This is a genomic window from Lysinibacillus sp. NPDC047702, assembly GCF_050272555.1.
Lineage (GTDB): Bacteria > Bacillota > Bacilli > Bacillales_A > Planococcaceae > Lysinibacillus.
Window position 1 is genome coordinate 50,551 of record NZ_JBNNMG010000021.1, and the last position, 17,012, is coordinate 67,562.

The following is a 17,012-nucleotide window of genomic DNA, read 5'->3' on the forward strand; positions in this document are numbered from 1 at the left end:
TTTTCAATGACTGATTTACTTTTTGAAGTGCGAGATCATATTGCAACAATTACGTTAAATAGACCTGAGGCATACAATGCTTTTAGTGAAGAAATGATTACTGAATGGATAAAAGCGCTTGAAATTGTTCGTGATTCTAACGATATTCGAGCTGTAATTGTGAAAGGTAATGGAAAATCCTTCTGTGCGGGGGGCGATATTAAAGCCATGCAAGCAGGTGAAGGCTTTTTCCAAAGTGAAGAGGATATCTCTTCTACAGGTTTAGCACGAAAAAATTCACTTTGGAAAAAGATTCAACGTATCCCTCTTCTCCTTGAAGAAATTGATAAACCTGTAATTGCACAGGTGCATGGCTTTGCAATGGGGGCTGGGCTTGATATGGCCTTAATGTGTGATATTCGGATTGCCGCAAAATCTACAAAGATTTCTGAAAGCTATATTAACGTTGCAATAGTGCCTGGTGATGGTGGAGCATATTATTTACCAAAATTAATTGGTATCGATCAAGCATTGGATATGTTCTGGACCGCTCGTGTACTAACTGCAGATGAAGCAAAAGACAAAGGTGTTGTAACATTTGTTGTGGATGACCATGAGCTGGAAGAATATACAATGAATTATGCAAGGGACTTAGCAAGTCGCCCAACCACGACATTACAATTCATTAAGCGAGCTGTTTATCAAAGTCAACGCATGGATTTACGTACTGCCCTTGATTATATTTCATCGCAAATGGCAATTGTCACAGAGCTAGATGACTTTAAAGAGGGTGTAAGCGCGGTTGTAGAAAAACGTAAGCCTGTTTATAAATGAGTGTAGGAGGAGAAATGATGCAACCTCTTGAAAATATTCGAGTACTGGACTTATCTCGCGTTTATGCTGCCCCTGCCGGCTCCATGATGCTGGCAGATTTAGGAGCAGAAGTAATTCGCATTGAACATCCAAATGGCTCCGATAGTATGCGAGATTGGGGACCGTTTGTGCAAGAACAAAGTACGTACTATCTATGTGCTAACCGAAATAAAAAATCAATCCTACTAGACTTAAAAACAACAGAGGGTAGAGAAAGATTTAAAGATCTTGTCAAAGATGCAGATATCGTACTTGAAAATTTTAAAACTGGGGATATGGCACGAATGGGGCTAAGCTATGAGGAGCTGAAAAAAGTAAATCCTCGACTCATCTATTGTGCGGTCACAGGCTTCGGGCAAACTGGTCCTCTTGCACACGAACCTGGCTTTGACCCCGTTATTCAAGCAATGAGCGGCTTAATGCATGTCACTGGCTCACCTGAGGGAGAAGCAACAAAGGTGGGTGTACCTATTGCAGATATTTTAACGTCTAATTATGTTGTAATTAGTATTTTAACTGCCTTACGAGTACGAGACCTAACTAATCAAGGTCAATTTATAGACTTAGCTTTATTAGATGTCCAAATGAGCAGCTTAGCAAATGTAGCAAGTGCTTATTTAAATACAGGCTTTTCCTCACAACGTCTAGGGAATCGCCATAATAATGTTGCCCCGTATCAAGTATTTCAATGTGCAGATGGTCCCTTAATGATCTGTGTTGGGACAGATGGACAGTTTCAAAAGTTTTGCGCGATGCTGAAACATGAGGAATGGGCAAAGGATCCGCGCTTTATATCAAATACCCTGCGTAAGCAGCATGAGGCTGACCTTGTACAGATGATAGGTACTATTACAATTACTAAAACTCGGGATGAGTGGATTACATTATTACAGCAGTATAAAATTCCTGGTGGTCGTGTAAATACGATTGCTGAGGCACTAGCCCAACCTCAGTTGATCGCACGTGATATGGTTGGTGAACTTGAGCACGAACAATATGGGACAATCAAATTTATTAAAAGTCCATTAAAATTTTCCAATTTAAATATTCAATATAAATTAGCACCACCGATACTTGGAGAACATACAAACGAATTCCAAAAACCCTCTCTCCTCTAATCAATTTACGCTATAATAGAAGTAATTTTTATCTTATTAAGATAAAAGCTTCAATAAAAAGGAGCAGATTTTGACAATAAAAGTCTGATATCCTGTAAATAAGATTTTAGTAGGTGTTGAGATGAATCAAGAGATTTTCGAAAAAAACTATACAATGTCATCACTGCACAAAGCTATTAAAGTATTAAAAGCTTTTACAAAAGATGAACCAAGCCTTTCTCTTACCGAGTTAAGTAAAAAAACAGGGATAAGCATCTCTAGTTTACAGCGCTTCGTTTCTACCTTTGTATATGAAGGCTTTCTGCATAAAGATGAACGTACAAAGCGCTATCAATTAGGGCATTCGCTTCTATACCTAGGAAATTTAGTTAAAGAAGAATCGAGTCTAATTATTGTTGCAGAGCCCATTTTAAAGAAGTTAAATGAAGAAATTGGCGAGAGTGTTTCCATGAATATAATTGATGGATTGGAAAGACGCTGTATATTAAACTACGATTCAACCTACCCGCTTTCAACAAAGATGTTTGTTGGGGACACGTCTCCTCTTTATGCGGGAGCTTCTTCTAAAGCATTGCTCGCATTTATGTCAAATGCGGAGGACTATGTTGGGAATATAGGACTTGAACCAATCTCGGATAAAACCATTCTTTCCAAAGAGCAGCTATGGGAGGAATTACTGCAAATTCGTAAACAACGATTTGCAAAAAGCAGTAGTGAACGTGTACGAGGTGCCTGCTCGCTATCGGCTCCGATTTTAGATGCTTCTCGGCAAGTTATTGCCTCTGTGTCATTGGTCATACCTGAAGTACGATACAGTGACTATGATGAAAATCAACTAATTCACACCATTCAAAGCGTTGGCTTAGAAATCGAAAAACAATTATTTTAAAATAATCCCGAACGAGCTCACACCTCATTCGGGATTTCTTCATGCAATTACATGATTAATTTAAAAAAATCATTCCAATGATTCAATCGCGGCAAATCTACTTGCTGATTATAGGATTGATTTTTTAGGATTACTTTTGTTGCTACATTGCCAAGTGTTTCTAACACTGCTGGTTTATCGTCAACATAGACATCTAAGGCAAGCTTCTGAATAATTTCTACTTTTTCTATATCCTGCATACCACAGAAAAAGTGACCATCTTTGATTGGAAAGCCCTGTGCTCTCATCCATTCCTTTGTACGCTCACAATACTGCTTTGGACGCGATGTAATGTAATAAATTTCATGTCCCTGCTGTGCTAATAATTGAAGTGTCTCAAGAGCTCCCTCAAAGGAAGGGCAGTCTGTAAAATAGATTTCCTCCATGGAGTTATTCCACAGCTTTGCTCCTTCTATGTCTGTTAACCCAAACGGTTCATGTATTTCCACCCTTTGCAATGTTTGAAATACCTCTTGCGCAATATTTTTACCTAATTTTTGATTATAGAGTGAAAAGGCGTGCGCACGTAAATCAATGAGTGTGTCATCTATATCAAAGCCAAATTTCATGTTTATTTTTCTTCCTTTCAGGACGCCTTGTTGATAAAGTTTGCTGCGAAGGTTTGCTCTTTTTCTAGTTGTTTTGTCAAAACTTCTTCAATAGCTTGCGCGCGCATATCTTGGAATTTTTTCACATCAAATTGAGCAAGTGACTCTTTCTTTAACAGCGATGCTAAACAATCTGCATCCTTTAACGCACTGTTGAGACCAAATGCCCCTGTTGGTGTCATCGTATGAACAGCATCTCCTAGTAAAGCAATACCTTCTGTTCCCCAGCTTTCACAATGGCTGCTGAAAACATCAAGCAAGACAAAGTCATGCCAAGAGGTAATCTGTGTTCTAACTGAGTCTGCTAATTCCGGAAATGCCACTGAAAGTTGATGAATAAACGGGGTAAAATCCTGTTTTTTTAATTGTGCAAAACTTCCCTGTTCAATATTCCACCCTATCTGAATAAAGCCACCAACCTGCGTAAACAATGATAGCTGTTTATCCCCAATTAAGGCCATTTTTATAGACGGCTCCCAGCCCTGTGGAGCCAAAATTTTTGCCCAAAGTAAATCAAAGCCATGCTTACGCTTTTGAATATCGATTTTTGCTTGCTTACGAATAGTAGAATAACGACCGTCAGCACCAATAATTAACTGACTGTCAATTTCAATAGTCTCCCCATTTTTTGTTGCTACAACGCCTATATACCTACCAGAGGAATCCTGTAGAAGCTGCGTTACTTTAGTATGTAGGAGGCATGAAAAATGAGGAAATTGCTGTGCCTTTTGTAAAATTCCCTGTAATAAATTTGCTTGAGGTACATGAATCCCTAAATGTCCTGCAGCTTCATTAGGATAGATTGTTTTAAAAGCTTTCCCTTCTGCGTAATATTCAAGCTTCTCCATACGTAATACGCCGAGTGCTTCGACTGCTTCAAAAAGCTGATGACTTTTCAAAACAGCCTCCCCCTCCTCATTTAAATGCTCACCACGAAATGCCTGACCAAGTGCTGCATTTTGCTCTAATAGTATGACAGAAAGACCTTTTTTGGCTAATAAATAGGACAGTAATGCACCACCTGGCCCTGCGCCTACGATACAAACATCGGCTTGATAATTCACTTGCCTTCACCCTTCTTTGGATAAGCAATAATACGTAAATCCTGCCCGATCTTATCAAAGGATGCAAATTCAACATCCCATGATTCATCCATTGTAGAAGGATTTGGGCCAGTAAATGGTGTCAAGGATAATTTTCCTCCAAGAACCTTTGGAGCTATATAAATTACATATTTATCAATGGCACCCTGTTGTAAAAAGGAAGCATTTACTGTGCTACCGCCCTCCACTAAAATATCAGTAATACCATATTGATAGAGCTTATCAAGCATATCATCAATCATAAGACCCTCTTGATTACGGCGCACTGGAATAACTGTCACACCTTGTTCTTGTAGGGTTGCTATCTTCTCTAAACTTGCATCCTCATCACAGACAATAATCGTGTTAGCTTCTTTCACATCTAGTACGTGAGCATGTACTGGTATGCGGAGTGTGCTATCCATAATGATACGTACTGGATTTTTCCCGTACCCCTCTTGTAATCTTGTTGTCAAGGAAGGATTGTCAGCTATCACCGTGCCAACCCCAACTAAAATCCCATCTACTTGATGTCGAATATGATGAACATCCTGACGAGCCTCCTCACCTGTCACCCACTTAGAATGACCTGTATGGGTCGCGATTTTTCCATCTAATGTCATCGCGTACTTTGAAATGATAAATGGTCGTTTTGTTAACATATTATGGATAAAACGTTCATTTAAGCGTTGAGCCTGCTCTTCCAGCACGCCTACAGCTACCTCAATCCCTGCATCGCGCAGCAATTGAATACCACGTCCAGCCACAGCAGGATTTGGATCTTGCATGGCAACCACAACACGCTTAACCTCAGATTCCTTCACTAATTTCGCACAAGGAGGTGTTTTTCCATAATGTGAACATGGTTCAAGTGTTACATAAAGCGTGGCACCTTTCGCATGTTCTCCAGCCATATGGAAAGCATGAACCTCTGCATGTGGTTCACCCGCTTTTCTGTGTAAACCTGTTCCTACAATTATGCCGTCTTTTACGATTACTGCCCCAACAAGTGGATTGGGATTTGTATTGCCTCTTGCACTAGCAGCTAAATCCAGTGCTAATTGCATATATTTCTCATCTGTCATCATCTCGCAACTCACCTCACTTCTCTCCTCGTATATGTCCAGATTTTTCAACCTTTGTATCTAAATAAAAACGATTTGTCTCTGTCAGACCTCCCCATAATGGGACATGTCCTTCTGCTGCTAAGCCATGTGCCTGTAATGCTGCAAGCTTTTTCGGATTATTCGTAATTAACGTAACTGGCTTGGAGCGTAGAGCACCTAATACGGTAATTGCCTCTTCATAGGAACGAGTATCGTCTGAGAAGCCTAGTGCATGATTTGCTTCAACCGTATCCAATCCCTCTTCTTGTAATAAATAAGCAAGAGATTTGGAGAATAAACCAATGCCACGCCCCTCATGATCCGCTAAATAAAAAATAGCTCCACTGCCATGCTCCACAATCATTTTCATCGATGCATGTAATTGATAGCCACAGTCACAGCGCTGACTACCAAAAATATCACCTGTATGACATATACTATGCATACGGATTAAAGCATCGTCTGTGTGGGTAAAATCACCATAAACAAGCACTGAAGATTGTTGTGAGAAAGCTAAATTGGCTGAATTTAAACCGTCAATGATTTCTTCTTTCGATAAATTTGCATCTATTTTTAGCCAGTTATACCATTGAAAAATGGTTGAAAAATCACCTTGTTTCACTGGTAACTTTACTGGCCCAACTAAACAAATATTTTCTGTTTTAGAGTGCTGTACAATAATCATTTTATCTTTCACTATATCCATAACTTTTGTTGTAATTGTCATTTTTTATCCAACCTTCTATTGTTAGCAGCTAGTTTATTTTACTAACTGAGCACGTATATTTTCACATCACTTACATAACGTAACTTAGTTTATAATAATAACTAATAACTGTCAAATAACTGCTCCTATTCTATAACTAAAAATATATAGAAACGAAAACTGTTATAAGACGTTTTAATGATATACTAATAGCTTATGGAGATGCTATTTTTTCTGTGCAGGCTAGTCTATAATAAGCTGAGGTAATTGTAATGATGAAAGGAAGTTTAGAATGAACTTAGAAAAGAATGTTCAGGTGAAGCAGCCAAAATATCAGCAAATTGCAGTCGATCTTGCTTCAAAAATTGTAGAAAGAAAATATAGTATTGGCGATAAAATTTATGCAAGATCCTCTCTTGCAAGTCAATACAATGTATCTGCAGAAACCGCAAGAAGAGCTATCGCAGTTTTACAGGACTTAGAAATCGTAGAGGCATCAAAAGGCAGTGGCGTCATTATCAAATCATACGAGAAGGCAGCACATTTTGTCCGACAATTTCAAGATGTTCAGTCTGTCCATGAGCTACAAACTGAGCTGATGATTAGTATTCAGAAACAGCATCAAGAATTATTAAACCTACAGGATAAAACGAAACAGCTTATTAGTCGAACTGAACATTTCCGATCCGTCAATCCGTTTATCCCTTATCAATTAGAAATGACCGTCGAAAGTCCTTGTATCCATCAAACAGTACAAGCTTTGAATTTTTGGCAAAATACATCTAGTACGATTGTTGGTATCCGCCGAGGAAATGAATTATTACTATCACCTGGTCCATATGTTTCGTTAGAGGAAGGTGATATTATTTACTTTATTGGTAATGATGAAAGCTTCGCTCGTGTTCAGAGCTTTTTATACCCAAATTAAAATCCGCTTAAGCGCTGATATAACAGCGTTTAAGCGGATTTTTTCTTATTTGCCGATTTGACAAAAGTAACAACTCTTTGCTAGTCTTAAGTTGTTACTTGTTTATTATTGGGTATCATTACCCTCAAATAGTGTTTATCTTCATGCAGCAAATGTTTGTAGCGAAAATGGAATGTCGGCTATAGAATACTCCCACCTCTATAGGTGATGAGATGCAGATGTGAAGATATAGTCTCTGGCAAATGTCACGGAATTTGAGAATAAAGAAAGATGCAGACACTATTCAAAACCGGACGAAATATTTATTTGTGCAACAGCACATTTACGCCAAGGCTAAATTATTCTTCGAAAGGAGTGGTTCTATGGAAAAAATAAAAGTGGAACATGTTTCAAAAGTATTTGGGAAACATATTCCTCAAGCATTAGAACTCGTCAAGCAACAAAAAAGCAAGACTGATATCTTAAAAGAAACAGGTGCAACTGTTGGTGTCTATGATGCAAGTTTTACAGTAAATGAGGGTGAAATCTTCGTAATCATGGGATTATCAGGGAGTGGAAAGTCAACACTTATCCGGCTTTTAAACCGACTGATTGAACCTACCAGTGGAAACATTTATATCGATGGAGAAAATATTTCGTCAATGGGTAAAGAAAGTTTACGAAATGTCAGAAGGAACAAAATGAGTATGGTTTTTCAAAACTTCGGTTTATTCCCCCATCGTACACTTCTTCAAAATACCGAATACGGCCTTGAAATTAGAGGCATTTCAAAGGAAGAACGTCAAGCAAAAGCGGAACAGGCACTCGCAAATGCTGGCTTACTCGCATATAAAGACCAATTTCCGAATCAACTATCAGGCGGTATGCAACAACGTGTTGGATTAGCACGGGCACTTGCCAATGATCCTGAAATATTACTAATGGATGAAGCTTTTTCAGCACTTGATCCATTAATTCGGAAAGAAATGCAAGATGAATTACTCGATTTACAACGAACATTGAAGAAAACCATTATATTTATCACCCACGATTTGAATGAAGCATTGCGTATTGGAGATCGTATTGCCATTATGAAGGATGGCTCCATTATTCAAATTGGCACGGGAGAAGAAATTTTAACAAACCCAGCAAATGATTATGTAAAAACCTTCGTGGAAGATGTTGATCGTTCTAAAGTATTAACTGCCGAAAATGTTATGGTACGCCCTGTATATGTCAATGTTGACTTAGATGGTCCTGCCGTAGCCCTTAAGAGAATGCGCCAAGAGGCTGTTAGTTTGCTGATGGCGGTTGACAAAAACCGTCATTTAAAAGGCTATATTACGGCTGATGACGCCCTGGCAGCTGCTAAAAAGCATGAACAAACCGTGCATTCCATTGTTCAATCAGAGGTGTTAACCGTTCCACCAGATATGCTATTACAGGATATTTTAGGTTTGATTCATAATTCTCCTACTCCTATTGCAGTTGTAAAAGATGAGCGCTTACTTGGAGTTCTCATTCGTGGCGTTGTCATCGAAGCATTATCAACTAGCGATGAGGAGGCTGTAACACATGAATAATTTTTTAGACAATATTCCAAAAATCCCGCTTGCTCCATGGGTAGAATCAGCTATGGACTGGTTGACGAGTAATTTTTCAGTGTTGTTTAACGCTATTCAGAAATCTGGAAAACTACTCATGAATCAGGTCACTGATTTATTAATAAACATTCCTGCCATTATTCTTATAGTACTTGTCGTCATTTTTGCCTTTTTCATCACAGGCAAAAAGTTTGGGCTCGCTGCATTTTCATTCATAGGTCTGCTATTTATTTATAACCAAGGCTTATGGTCACATCTGATGGAAACAACCACACTTGTACTTTTCTCAAGTATTATTTCAATCATTATTGGAATTCCACTTGGCATCCTTATGTCCAAGTCTAATGTAGCAGAAAATATTATTAAGCCTATACTCGATTTCATGCAAACAATGCCTGGCTTCGTATACTTGATTCCGGCAGTTGCCTTCTTTGGCATTGGAATTGTACCTGGTGTCTTTGCATCGGTTATTTTTGCATTACCTCCAACAGTACGTATGACGAATCTCGGTATTCGCCAGGTTCCAAAAGAATTAGTGGAAGCTGCTGATTCCTACGGCAGTACGGCAAGCCAAAAATTATTTAAAGTGGAGATTCCACTCGCAAAATCAACCATCATGGCAGGTATTAACCAAACCGTTATGCTTTCACTATCAATGGTGGTCGTTGCCTCAATGATTGGTGCTCCTGGACTTGGCCGTGAAGTATTAACTGCATTGCAACGTACACAAGTCGGTAATGGATTTGTGGCAGGTTTAAGTTTAGTAATCTTCGCGATTATTATTGATCGTTTAACACAAAGCTTTAATAAAAAGAAAGCAGCTTAGAAAAACCATAGCAACTATGATGCGTTTTTTTCAAATTTATAAATGAGAAAGGAAGATTCGATGAAATTGAGAACTTTATCTAAATTAGGGATGGCTTTAGGTCTTGGCTTTATGCTTGCCGCATGTAGTGGCGATGATTCTAACAAGAGCAGTGGAGACTCAAAGGATGTCAACCTTGCCTATGTGGAATGGGATACAGAAATTGCTTCCACTAATGTCGTTGGTCAGGTGCTAGAGGACTTAGGGTATAATGTAACATTAACACCGCTTGATAATGCCATCATGTGGGAGGCTGTTTCAAAAGGTGAGGCAGATGGAATGGTGGCTGCTTGGCTACCCCATACGCATGCCTCTCAGTACGACAAATATAAGGCTGATTTAGATGAGCTAGGTGAAAACCTGGCTGGTGCAAAAATTGGTTTAGTAGTACCAAGCTATATGAAAGTAAACTCAATTGAGGATTTAGCAAATGAGGCTGATCATACAATAACAGGTATAGAGCCTGGTGCAGGAATCACTGCTGCTACTGACAAGGCGTTAGAGGAATACGATAACTTATCAGATTGGAATCTAGTAACATCTTCATCTGGTGCCATGACAACTTCCCTTGCGAAAGCCCTTAAAAATAAGGAAGAAATTATCGTAACAGGCTGGTCTCCACACTGGAAATTCGCCAAATATGATCTAAAATATTTAGAAGATCCAAAGGGTGTTTATGGTGGAGAAGAAACAATTAATACATTCGTTCGCAAAGGCTTAAAAGAGGATCAACCAGATGTCTATTCTGTCCTAGATAATTTCCATTGGACATCAGAAGATTTAGAAAGTGTAATGCTTGAAATTATGGATGGCAAAGATCCAAAAGATGCCGCTAAAGACTGGATAGAAAAAAATGCTGATACAGTAGCTGAATGGACAAAGGATATAAAAAAATAAAGGGCTTTTTAACCCGAGTGAATAAATTGTGAAAGGCAGAAACGTTGATTTAACAACGTTTCTGCCTTTTCAATTTCATGTGATTTTACTCCAAAAGGAACTTATGAAATGAGGGCACTGAAAAACATTTTTTGTGGCAAATCAACATTTTCAGTGCCCTCCATGAGACAGCGCCTATTCTTATTTTACGATAGTAATTTCAAGGATATTGCTGCTCCTAGAACCAATGCAATACAAAGAATACGTCTCCAATCCCTAGATTCATTGAAGAACAACATACCTAGCAATGCCCCACCCGCAGCTCCAATTCCTGTCCAAATGGCGTAGGCTGTGCCCATCGGTAAAGTTTCCATAGCATATGCTAGGCCAGCAAAGCTTAAAGTAAATGCAAAAATCAATAGTGCCAAATTTTTAATGCTCTTGGTATCATTATATTTGCTAATCATATAAACACCCATCATCTCACAGAGCCCTGCAATCACTAATGCTATCCATGCCATTATTCACTCACCTCTTTATCTTTCGGCTCCCCAGTCACCAGCTTTAAGCCCACAACCCCTGCAAGTAACACCACAATACATAAAATTTTAGCTATTTTCCATGGCTCTCCAAATAGCAAGCTATCCGCACACACCGTTCCCGCTGTACCTAAGCCGACAAATACCGCATAAACAGTTCCGACAGGAAGACTCTCCCCGGCCTTAATTAATAAATAAAAGCTCACAAAAATAGCAATAGCTGTACCGATCCATTCAATACTATTTCCCGCATGCTTCAAGCCTATGACCCAACCGACCTCAAAAAAAGCAGCGATAATAACACTTGCCCATTGTTTATTCATAGTGAATTCCTCCATTTTATTGCTAGACACGGACCAACGACTATACTAAGGTCATTTAGCTTTATTTCTTGCTGAATGAAATTTACATCTGCGAGTTTTTTCCCTGAGTGGAGCTTTTTATTCCAAGCTGAGCGTTTTTCACATCTACCAGAGCGTTTTTCTCTCCAAGCCGAGCACTTTTCACATCTACCGGAGCGCTTTTATCCTCAAGCCGAGCACTTTTCTTATCCACCGGAGCGCTTTTATCCTCAAGCCGAGCACTTTTCACATCCACCGGAGCGCTTTTATCCTCAAGCCGAGCACTTTTCACATCTACCGGAGCGCTTTTCTTCCAAAGCCAAGCACTTCTCACATCCGCCTAAGCAATCCTCTCCCCGAGCGGAGCATTCTTCTCTCAACTCAAATAGACGTCGCTCGAATCAGCACACATTTCAAACTCCCCGCACTACCAGCATAACCTTATTTTAGCCAAACAAAAAAAGCCTGAAGAACACTGTCGTAAACAGTATCTCCCAGGCTTTTATCCTTCCGTGTCACAAAACAATTTGTGGTTTTCTCTCGGACCAGACTAGCAATTGCTACGGAACCCTAGAAAACTATCATATATGATTATGCCACTAGTATAACAAACTATTTAGTCATTTTCCACTGGAACATAGCCAACTTTTTCGACAATTGCTTGCCCCTCCTCTGATACAATCCAGTCAATAAATTTCTTTACATTCGGATTATCGGTACCTGCTGTAACTGCATAAAATTCAGATACGAGTGGGTATGTGCCATTACGAATATTTTCCTTTGTAGGCGCAACGCCATCAATGGACAATAATTTAATGTCTTTGTTATTGACCATTTCTGTGGAATAAAATCTAAACGTGTAGCCAATAGCATTTTTATAATTACGGTATTGTGACACCTCATGAATAATGCCCCCCATGCCTGTTGCAACATTTTCAGCGGGCGCTTCCATAATAGGTGTATCTCCCATGATTTTTTCCAGTGCTGTTTGACTTCCACTATCAGCTGGACGTTGAAATGCACGAATCACATCATTATTACCACCAACTTCCTGCCAATTCGTAATGTTGCCAGCATATATTTGCTGAACTTGCCCTAGTGTTAAGTTTTCTACGCTGTTCTTATGATTGACGAAAAAGACAAACGCCTCTCGTCCAATGGGAATCATATTAAAAGTAAGACCTTGCAGCTCAGCCTGTCTCTTTTGAGATTCTGATGGTGCTGCTACAAAAATTAGATCAACATCTCCAGAGATTAAATTTTGATACGCTTCGGGTGTACGGCTTACCATTACTCTGCTATCGTAATAAGGATAATCACTCTTTGGATATGTCGCTTCTACAAAGGCAGCATACAGTGGATACATTGCTGTCGCCCCATCTAAGCGTGGCAATGATTCATCAAGCTGGAATGAAGCCCCTGTATCTAGCTTAATAACTTGATTATGCTCAGTAAATGGTTGATAGGTTGATACATCGATTTCAGCATCAACTGTCGGGATACTCATTTTGTAGTAATGTTGAACAGGCTCAACTAAGGCAAGGCACAGTGAAATTCCCATTATTCCAGCCAGCCAAATCTTGCGCTTCTTTGTTGACAACCAATTAAAAATTAAACAAGTAAATAAAACAAATAAACACAGTGGAACGGTAACGAGTAATCCTCTAAAATGTATTCCCCCCATTAACAATACATATAGTCCGAATATCCCTGAAAAAAATAGCAATCCTATTAGTACAAAAAGCGTTTGTAGTAATTTCAAAAGCATTCTCCACCTCCAAAAAGTGTAATTTTACACTACATATAATTATAATAGGCCATTTATGAGTGATAAACAACTATTTATTCTGAAAATTATGTTAAAATAAAGCTTACTATGGCAAGGAGGAAGTACATATGGCAATTGATAAGGTAAAGAAACATTTATCACAATGGAATGTGGAACACAAAATATTGGAGCTAGACGAAAGCTCTGCAACGGTGGAATTAGCAGCACAGGCACTTGGTTGTGAGCCTGAACGCATTGCCAAGTCTTTATCGTTTCTTGTGAACGATGGTGCGATATTAATCGTTGCAGCGGGGGATGCAAAAATTGACAACGCTAAATTTAAAGCCATCTTTGGAACTAAGGCAAAAATGCTGGCAAAAGATGAGGTAAGTGAAAAAATTGGACATGAAGTTGGTGGTGTTTGTCCTTTTGGTGTAAATGATGGTGTCGCTATTTATTTAGATGAATCACTTAAACGTTTTACAACGGTTTTTCCTGCATGTGGTAGTAGTAATTCTGCCATTGAGCTTACGATATCTGAACTTGAAACCTACACACCTTACCAAGAATGGATAGATGTTTGCAAGGGTTGGAATGAATAATGGTATTTTTTACAATCGATGAAACGTTTAAGGTCGTTTCATCGATTTTTTTTAGTCAAAAATAATATTTCGGTATAATATAAAGCATTGTTAACTACCCTTTTCATCTAATACCTGCCTAAAAAAGCATAGTTATAATCCAAAATAAAAGAAAAAATCCTTTTTGAAAAGTTTTTTTTTCAGAAAAAAATATTTTTTCCTTTTTTATATCTCAAAAAAGTCAGTAAACACAATATCCCACAACCCTTTTTAAAAATTTTTTACTAAAAATCTAATAGTTTTACTTTTTAAAAAAAGTGTTATAATCGCCAAGAATTTAAAATTTTCAACTTTGGAGGTAACTTTATGGTATTACGTGACTTTTTTATTTACTTATCAGAAAACAAATTATTAAATAGCGCTGCACAAAAATATGGACTAAAAATGGGAGCCCAGAGCGTTGTTGCTGGCACAAGTCTTTCTGAAGTTGTGCAATCAATCAAAGAATTAAATAAAGCTAATATTTCTTGTACAGTTGATAATCTTGGTGAATTCGTATACGAAAAATCAGAGGCAACGGTTGCGAAAAATAATATTTTAGCAGTAGTACAAGCTATCCATGATGAACAGTTGGATGCACATATTTCACTTAAGCCTTCACAACTAGGTTTAGATATTGATTATGCATTTTGCTACGAAAATTTAAAAGAAATCGTGGAACTTGCCCATCAATATAATATTTTCGTGAATTTCGATATGGAAAACTACGAGCGTTTACACAGCTCATTTGAATTACTTGAGGAGCTACACAAAGAATTTGATAACGTTGGTACAGTTATTCAAGCTTACTTCTTTGAATCAGAGGAAAATATTGAGAAATACAAAAACTTCCGTTTACGTATTGTAAAAGGTGCCTACAAAGAGCCAGAAAATGTAGCATATCAATCAAAAGGTGATATCGACCGTAACTACCTGAAACTAATTGAATATCATTTATTGCATGGTAAGTTTACATCTATCGCTACACATGATCATAATGTAATCAACCATGTAAAACAATTTGTTAAACAACATAATATTTCAAATGACAAGTTTGAATTCCAAATGCTCTACGGCTTCCGTAAAGAAATGCAATTAGATCTGGCACGAGAAGGCTATAATTTCTGCACATATCTACCATTTGGTAACGATTGGTATGGATACTTTATGCGCCGTTTAGCAGAACGCCCTCAAAATGTAGCGCTTGTTACAAAACAAGTGTTTAATAAAAATACAAACCTTGCTATTGGCATAGGTGCAGCAGCATTTGCCCTTGGACGCCTTTCTAAAAAAAGAAAATAATTCAGCAAACTATCCATCGATCAAAAAAGCGAAAACATCGTTAATCAATGTTTTCGCCTTTTTTATTAAGCTTATAGTTTTTCACACGGTATTGTAAGCTTTGTCGACGTATCCCTAAAGCAGCAGCCGTTTTGGAAATATTACCTTGATGAAAGTCTAACGCCTTCGAAATATAATATTCCTCTACCTCTTTCATATAGACGTCCAGTGGTCTTATGTCCTGCTGATTTTTAATAACAAATAAATCACTCGTGGAAGATTCCTTTTCGATTTCTTCACATGTGCTCTGAATTTTCCATTTAAAATGGACAGGTAGCATATGAGGTTCGACAATGGTTTCATTCGTAATAAGCGAGGTGATTTCATCCAATAGTACTTCTAACTCCTTTAAATTACCTGGCCAGTCATATTTTAGAAAGGTCTCTTGCACCTCATCTGAAAGCCCTTGGATAGATGAACCAAAGCTATCACGATGCCTTTTAAAATAATCATCAATAAATGGCATTATATCTTCTTTTCTTTCTCGCAAAGGTGGCACGTAAATCGTGATACCTGAAAATAGTCGATAGAGCTTTTTGGATAGTTCATGCTTTTGAATTAAATCAATTGGATCTTTACCTACACTAGCAATTAAAACATGCTGATGATTTGGATGATTGTTGAAAAGCTCAACAATCATTTCTTGAGCTTCTTGCGATAAGTATTCAATACGCTCAGCAAAGAAAGTAATTTTTTCCTTTTCAACAATATATTTTTCAAATTGCTTTAACACTGTTTTCTCATCTCGACGGCAAATTAGAGCAATAAACATATCATTTTGCATCTTTAGATCATGATGAATACCTTCAGCCACCATATCGATACCAGTACCTGACTCCCCAATCAATACAACAGGCATTCTACTTAGTGCAACAATTTTTGCTTTTTCAATGACATCCCTCATGACTGTCGATACAGCCGTAATAATATCAAATGTCAATGGTGCACCATATCTTCTTAATGGCTGGTACATCATGTATTCAAGCTGTGTAATATCACGAGCAAATTCTACAGCCCCTACTAAAACACCCTCATAGTGCAACGGATAAATATTGCTTATGTAGGTTACTTCTTGATTTTTTTTATTCCAATACGTTTTTTTCACATTGAGCACTGGCGTTTCAGAACTTAAAACCTTATATATATCACTTTTTTCAATTTCGAAATCAATAATCTCTAAGGCTCGCCTCTCCTCGAACTCATCTTCGTTCACGCCTTCTAATTCCCTCATCTTTTTATTGTATATGAGCAGTTTGCCTTCCGTATCGATAACGCAAACGCCCATATCGCCTTTTTCAATAACGTATTTATAAATACTTTGTAGTACATTATTATCCATCTTGTCCTCCTGTATTCCCTTAAGCCTATTCTAACACCAATACGAAAAACAGATGCAAAAATTAAAAAAGTTTTAATATTTGAGTTGATTAATGCCAAATAATATTGCATTATATAATTATCACAATCTTAAAAGGTGCATAATCATTTGGCACCTTCTATCCATGGGAGGAAAATGACATGATTCCATACAAACACGAACCGTTCACAGATTTTTCACAAGAGGCAAACTACAACGCTTACGTAGAGGCTTTAAATAAAGTTGAAAGCTATTTAGGTCAAGACTATCCACTTATTATTGGTGGCGAACGTATTACAACAGAAGATAAAATCGTTTCGTATAACCCTGCTAAGAAAACAGAAGTGATTGGTCGCGTGTCAAAAGCGAGCAAGGACTTAGCTGAAAAAGCGAT

At 38.0% G+C, this 17,012-nt stretch carries 18 protein-coding genes, 1 pseudogene and 1 riboswitch; of the genes and pseudogenes, 10 read left to right on the plus strand and 9 right to left on the minus strand.

Annotation, left to right across the window (positions count from 1 at the left end; translation table 11 throughout):
* The first annotated feature begins 6 nt into the window (after positions 1–6).
* The 3 genes from ACQKIM_RS12320 to ACQKIM_RS12330 all read left to right on the plus strand — a co-directional run bounded on the left by ACQKIM_RS12320 (position 7) and on the right by ACQKIM_RS12330 (position 2,859).
* On the plus strand, positions 7–813 hold the full coding sequence (locus tag ACQKIM_RS12320) for an enoyl-CoA hydratase/isomerase family protein (protein ID WP_427544111.1): 807 nt from the start codon (positions 7–9) through the stop codon (positions 811–813).
* A 17-nt stretch (positions 814–830) separates the two neighbouring features.
* Positions 831–1,970 (plus strand): CaiB/BaiF CoA transferase family protein, encoded by a 1,140-nt coding sequence (locus tag ACQKIM_RS12325; RefSeq protein WP_427544114.1) that lies wholly within the window; start codon positions 831–833, stop codon positions 1,968–1,970.
* A gap of 121 nt (positions 1,971–2,091) precedes the next feature.
* Positions 2,092–2,859 (plus strand): IclR family transcriptional regulator, encoded by a 768-nt coding sequence (locus ACQKIM_RS12330; RefSeq protein WP_427544117.1) that lies wholly within the window; start codon positions 2,092–2,094, stop codon positions 2,857–2,859.
* A gap of 47 nt (positions 2,860–2,906) precedes the next feature.
* Here the strand turns inward: ACQKIM_RS12330 and ACQKIM_RS12335 are convergent, their stop codons facing one another.
* Genes ACQKIM_RS12335 through ACQKIM_RS12350 form a run of 4 tightly spaced genes read right to left on the minus strand, consistent with a single transcriptional unit; the run spans position 2,907 to position 6,421 of the window.
* The gene (locus ACQKIM_RS12335; RefSeq protein ID WP_427544120.1) at positions 2,907–3,467 is read right to left on the minus strand and encodes a 5' nucleotidase, NT5C type; all 561 of its coding nucleotides are present in this window, start codon (positions 3,465–3,467) and stop codon (positions 2,907–2,909) included.
* A gap of 17 nt (positions 3,468–3,484) precedes the next feature.
* Positions 3,485–4,570, minus strand: coding sequence for an FAD-dependent monooxygenase (locus ACQKIM_RS12340; RefSeq protein WP_427544123.1), 1,086 nt, complete (start codon positions 4,568–4,570; stop codon positions 3,485–3,487).
* Positions 4,567–5,676, minus strand: coding sequence for a bifunctional diaminohydroxyphosphoribosylaminopyrimidine deaminase/5-amino-6-(5-phosphoribosylamino)uracil reductase RibD (gene ribD / locus ACQKIM_RS12345; protein ID WP_427544126.1), 1,110 nt, complete (start codon positions 5,674–5,676; stop codon positions 4,567–4,569). Before ribD ends, ACQKIM_RS12340 begins: the two co-directional genes overlap by 4 nt.
* 13 nt (positions 5,677–5,689) lie before the next feature.
* Positions 5,690–6,421 carry a GTP cyclohydrolase II gene (locus tag ACQKIM_RS12350; RefSeq protein WP_427544129.1) on the minus strand — a complete coding sequence of 244 codons (732 nt, stop codon included), beginning with the start codon at positions 6,419–6,421 and terminating at the stop codon, positions 5,690–5,692.
* A gap of 271 nt (positions 6,422–6,692) precedes the next feature.
* Here ACQKIM_RS12350 and ACQKIM_RS12355 point away from each other — a divergent pair, with 271 nt between their 5' ends.
* From ACQKIM_RS12355 to ACQKIM_RS12370, 4 genes are all read left to right on the plus strand, one after another.
* Positions 6,693–7,328, plus strand: a complete 636-nt coding sequence (locus ACQKIM_RS12355; protein WP_427544132.1) for a TrkA C-terminal domain-containing protein — start codon at positions 6,693–6,695, stop codon at positions 7,326–7,328.
* Between the two features lie 362 nt (positions 7,329–7,690).
* Positions 7,691–8,890 (plus strand): quaternary amine ABC transporter ATP-binding protein, encoded by a 1,200-nt coding sequence (locus tag ACQKIM_RS12360; protein ID WP_427544135.1) that lies wholly within the window; start codon positions 7,691–7,693, stop codon positions 8,888–8,890.
* The gene (locus tag ACQKIM_RS12365) at positions 8,883–9,737 is read left to right on the plus strand and encodes an ABC transporter permease (RefSeq protein ID WP_427544138.1); all 855 of its coding nucleotides are present in this window, start codon (positions 8,883–8,885) and stop codon (positions 9,735–9,737) included. The genes ACQKIM_RS12360 and ACQKIM_RS12365 overlap by 8 nt, the downstream gene beginning before the upstream one ends.
* A gap of 60 nt (positions 9,738–9,797) precedes the next feature.
* Complete coding sequence (locus tag ACQKIM_RS12370) at positions 9,798–10,673, plus strand: glycine betaine ABC transporter substrate-binding protein (protein WP_427544141.1); 876 nt, start codon at positions 9,798–9,800, stop codon at positions 10,671–10,673.
* Between the two features lie 185 nt (positions 10,674–10,858).
* Here ACQKIM_RS12370 and ACQKIM_RS12375 read toward each other — a convergent pair whose 3' ends face one another.
* From ACQKIM_RS12375 to ACQKIM_RS12390, 4 genes are all read right to left on the minus strand, one after another.
* Positions 10,859–11,173 carry a DMT family transporter gene (locus ACQKIM_RS12375; protein WP_427544144.1) on the minus strand — a complete coding sequence of 105 codons (315 nt, stop codon included), beginning with the start codon at positions 11,171–11,173 and terminating at the stop codon, positions 10,859–10,861.
* The gene (locus ACQKIM_RS12380; protein WP_427544146.1) at positions 11,173–11,514 is read right to left on the minus strand and encodes a DMT family transporter; all 342 of its coding nucleotides are present in this window, start codon (positions 11,512–11,514) and stop codon (positions 11,173–11,175) included. Before ACQKIM_RS12380 ends, ACQKIM_RS12375 begins: the two co-directional genes overlap by 1 nt.
* An 82-nt stretch (positions 11,515–11,596) precedes the next feature.
* Entirely contained in the window at positions 11,597–11,866 is a 270-nt protein-coding gene (locus tag ACQKIM_RS12385; protein ID WP_427544149.1) for a hypothetical protein, read from the minus strand.
* A gap of 155 nt (positions 11,867–12,021) precedes the next feature.
* Positions 12,022–12,117: riboswitch (guanidine-I (ykkC/yxkD leader) on the minus strand.
* A 31-nt stretch (positions 12,118–12,148) separates the two neighbouring features.
* The gene (locus ACQKIM_RS12390) at positions 12,149–13,300 is read right to left on the minus strand and encodes a PstS family phosphate ABC transporter substrate-binding protein (RefSeq protein ID WP_427544152.1); all 1,152 of its coding nucleotides are present in this window, start codon (positions 13,298–13,300) and stop codon (positions 12,149–12,151) included.
* Between the two features lie 128 nt (positions 13,301–13,428).
* On the opposite strand from ACQKIM_RS12390, the gene ACQKIM_RS12395 reads away from it, so the two are divergent.
* On the plus strand, positions 13,429–13,902 hold the full coding sequence (locus ACQKIM_RS12395) for a YbaK/EbsC family protein (RefSeq protein ID WP_427544155.1): 474 nt from the start codon (positions 13,429–13,431) through the stop codon (positions 13,900–13,902).
* 345 nt (positions 13,903–14,247) lie between these two features.
* The gene (locus tag ACQKIM_RS12400) at positions 14,248–15,222 is read left to right on the plus strand and encodes a proline dehydrogenase family protein (protein WP_427544158.1); all 975 of its coding nucleotides are present in this window, start codon (positions 14,248–14,250) and stop codon (positions 15,220–15,222) included.
* A gap of 40 nt (positions 15,223–15,262) precedes the next feature.
* Here ACQKIM_RS12400 and ACQKIM_RS12405 read toward each other — a convergent pair whose 3' ends face one another.
* The gene (locus ACQKIM_RS12405) at positions 15,263–16,600 is read right to left on the minus strand and encodes a helix-turn-helix domain-containing protein (protein ID WP_427544161.1); all 1,338 of its coding nucleotides are present in this window, start codon (positions 16,598–16,600) and stop codon (positions 15,263–15,265) included.
* A gap of 179 nt (positions 16,601–16,779) precedes the next feature.
* Here ACQKIM_RS12405 and ACQKIM_RS12410 point away from each other — a divergent pair.
* Positions 16,780–17,012: pseudogene (locus ACQKIM_RS12410) on the plus strand (L-glutamate gamma-semialdehyde dehydrogenase); the annotation flags it as partial.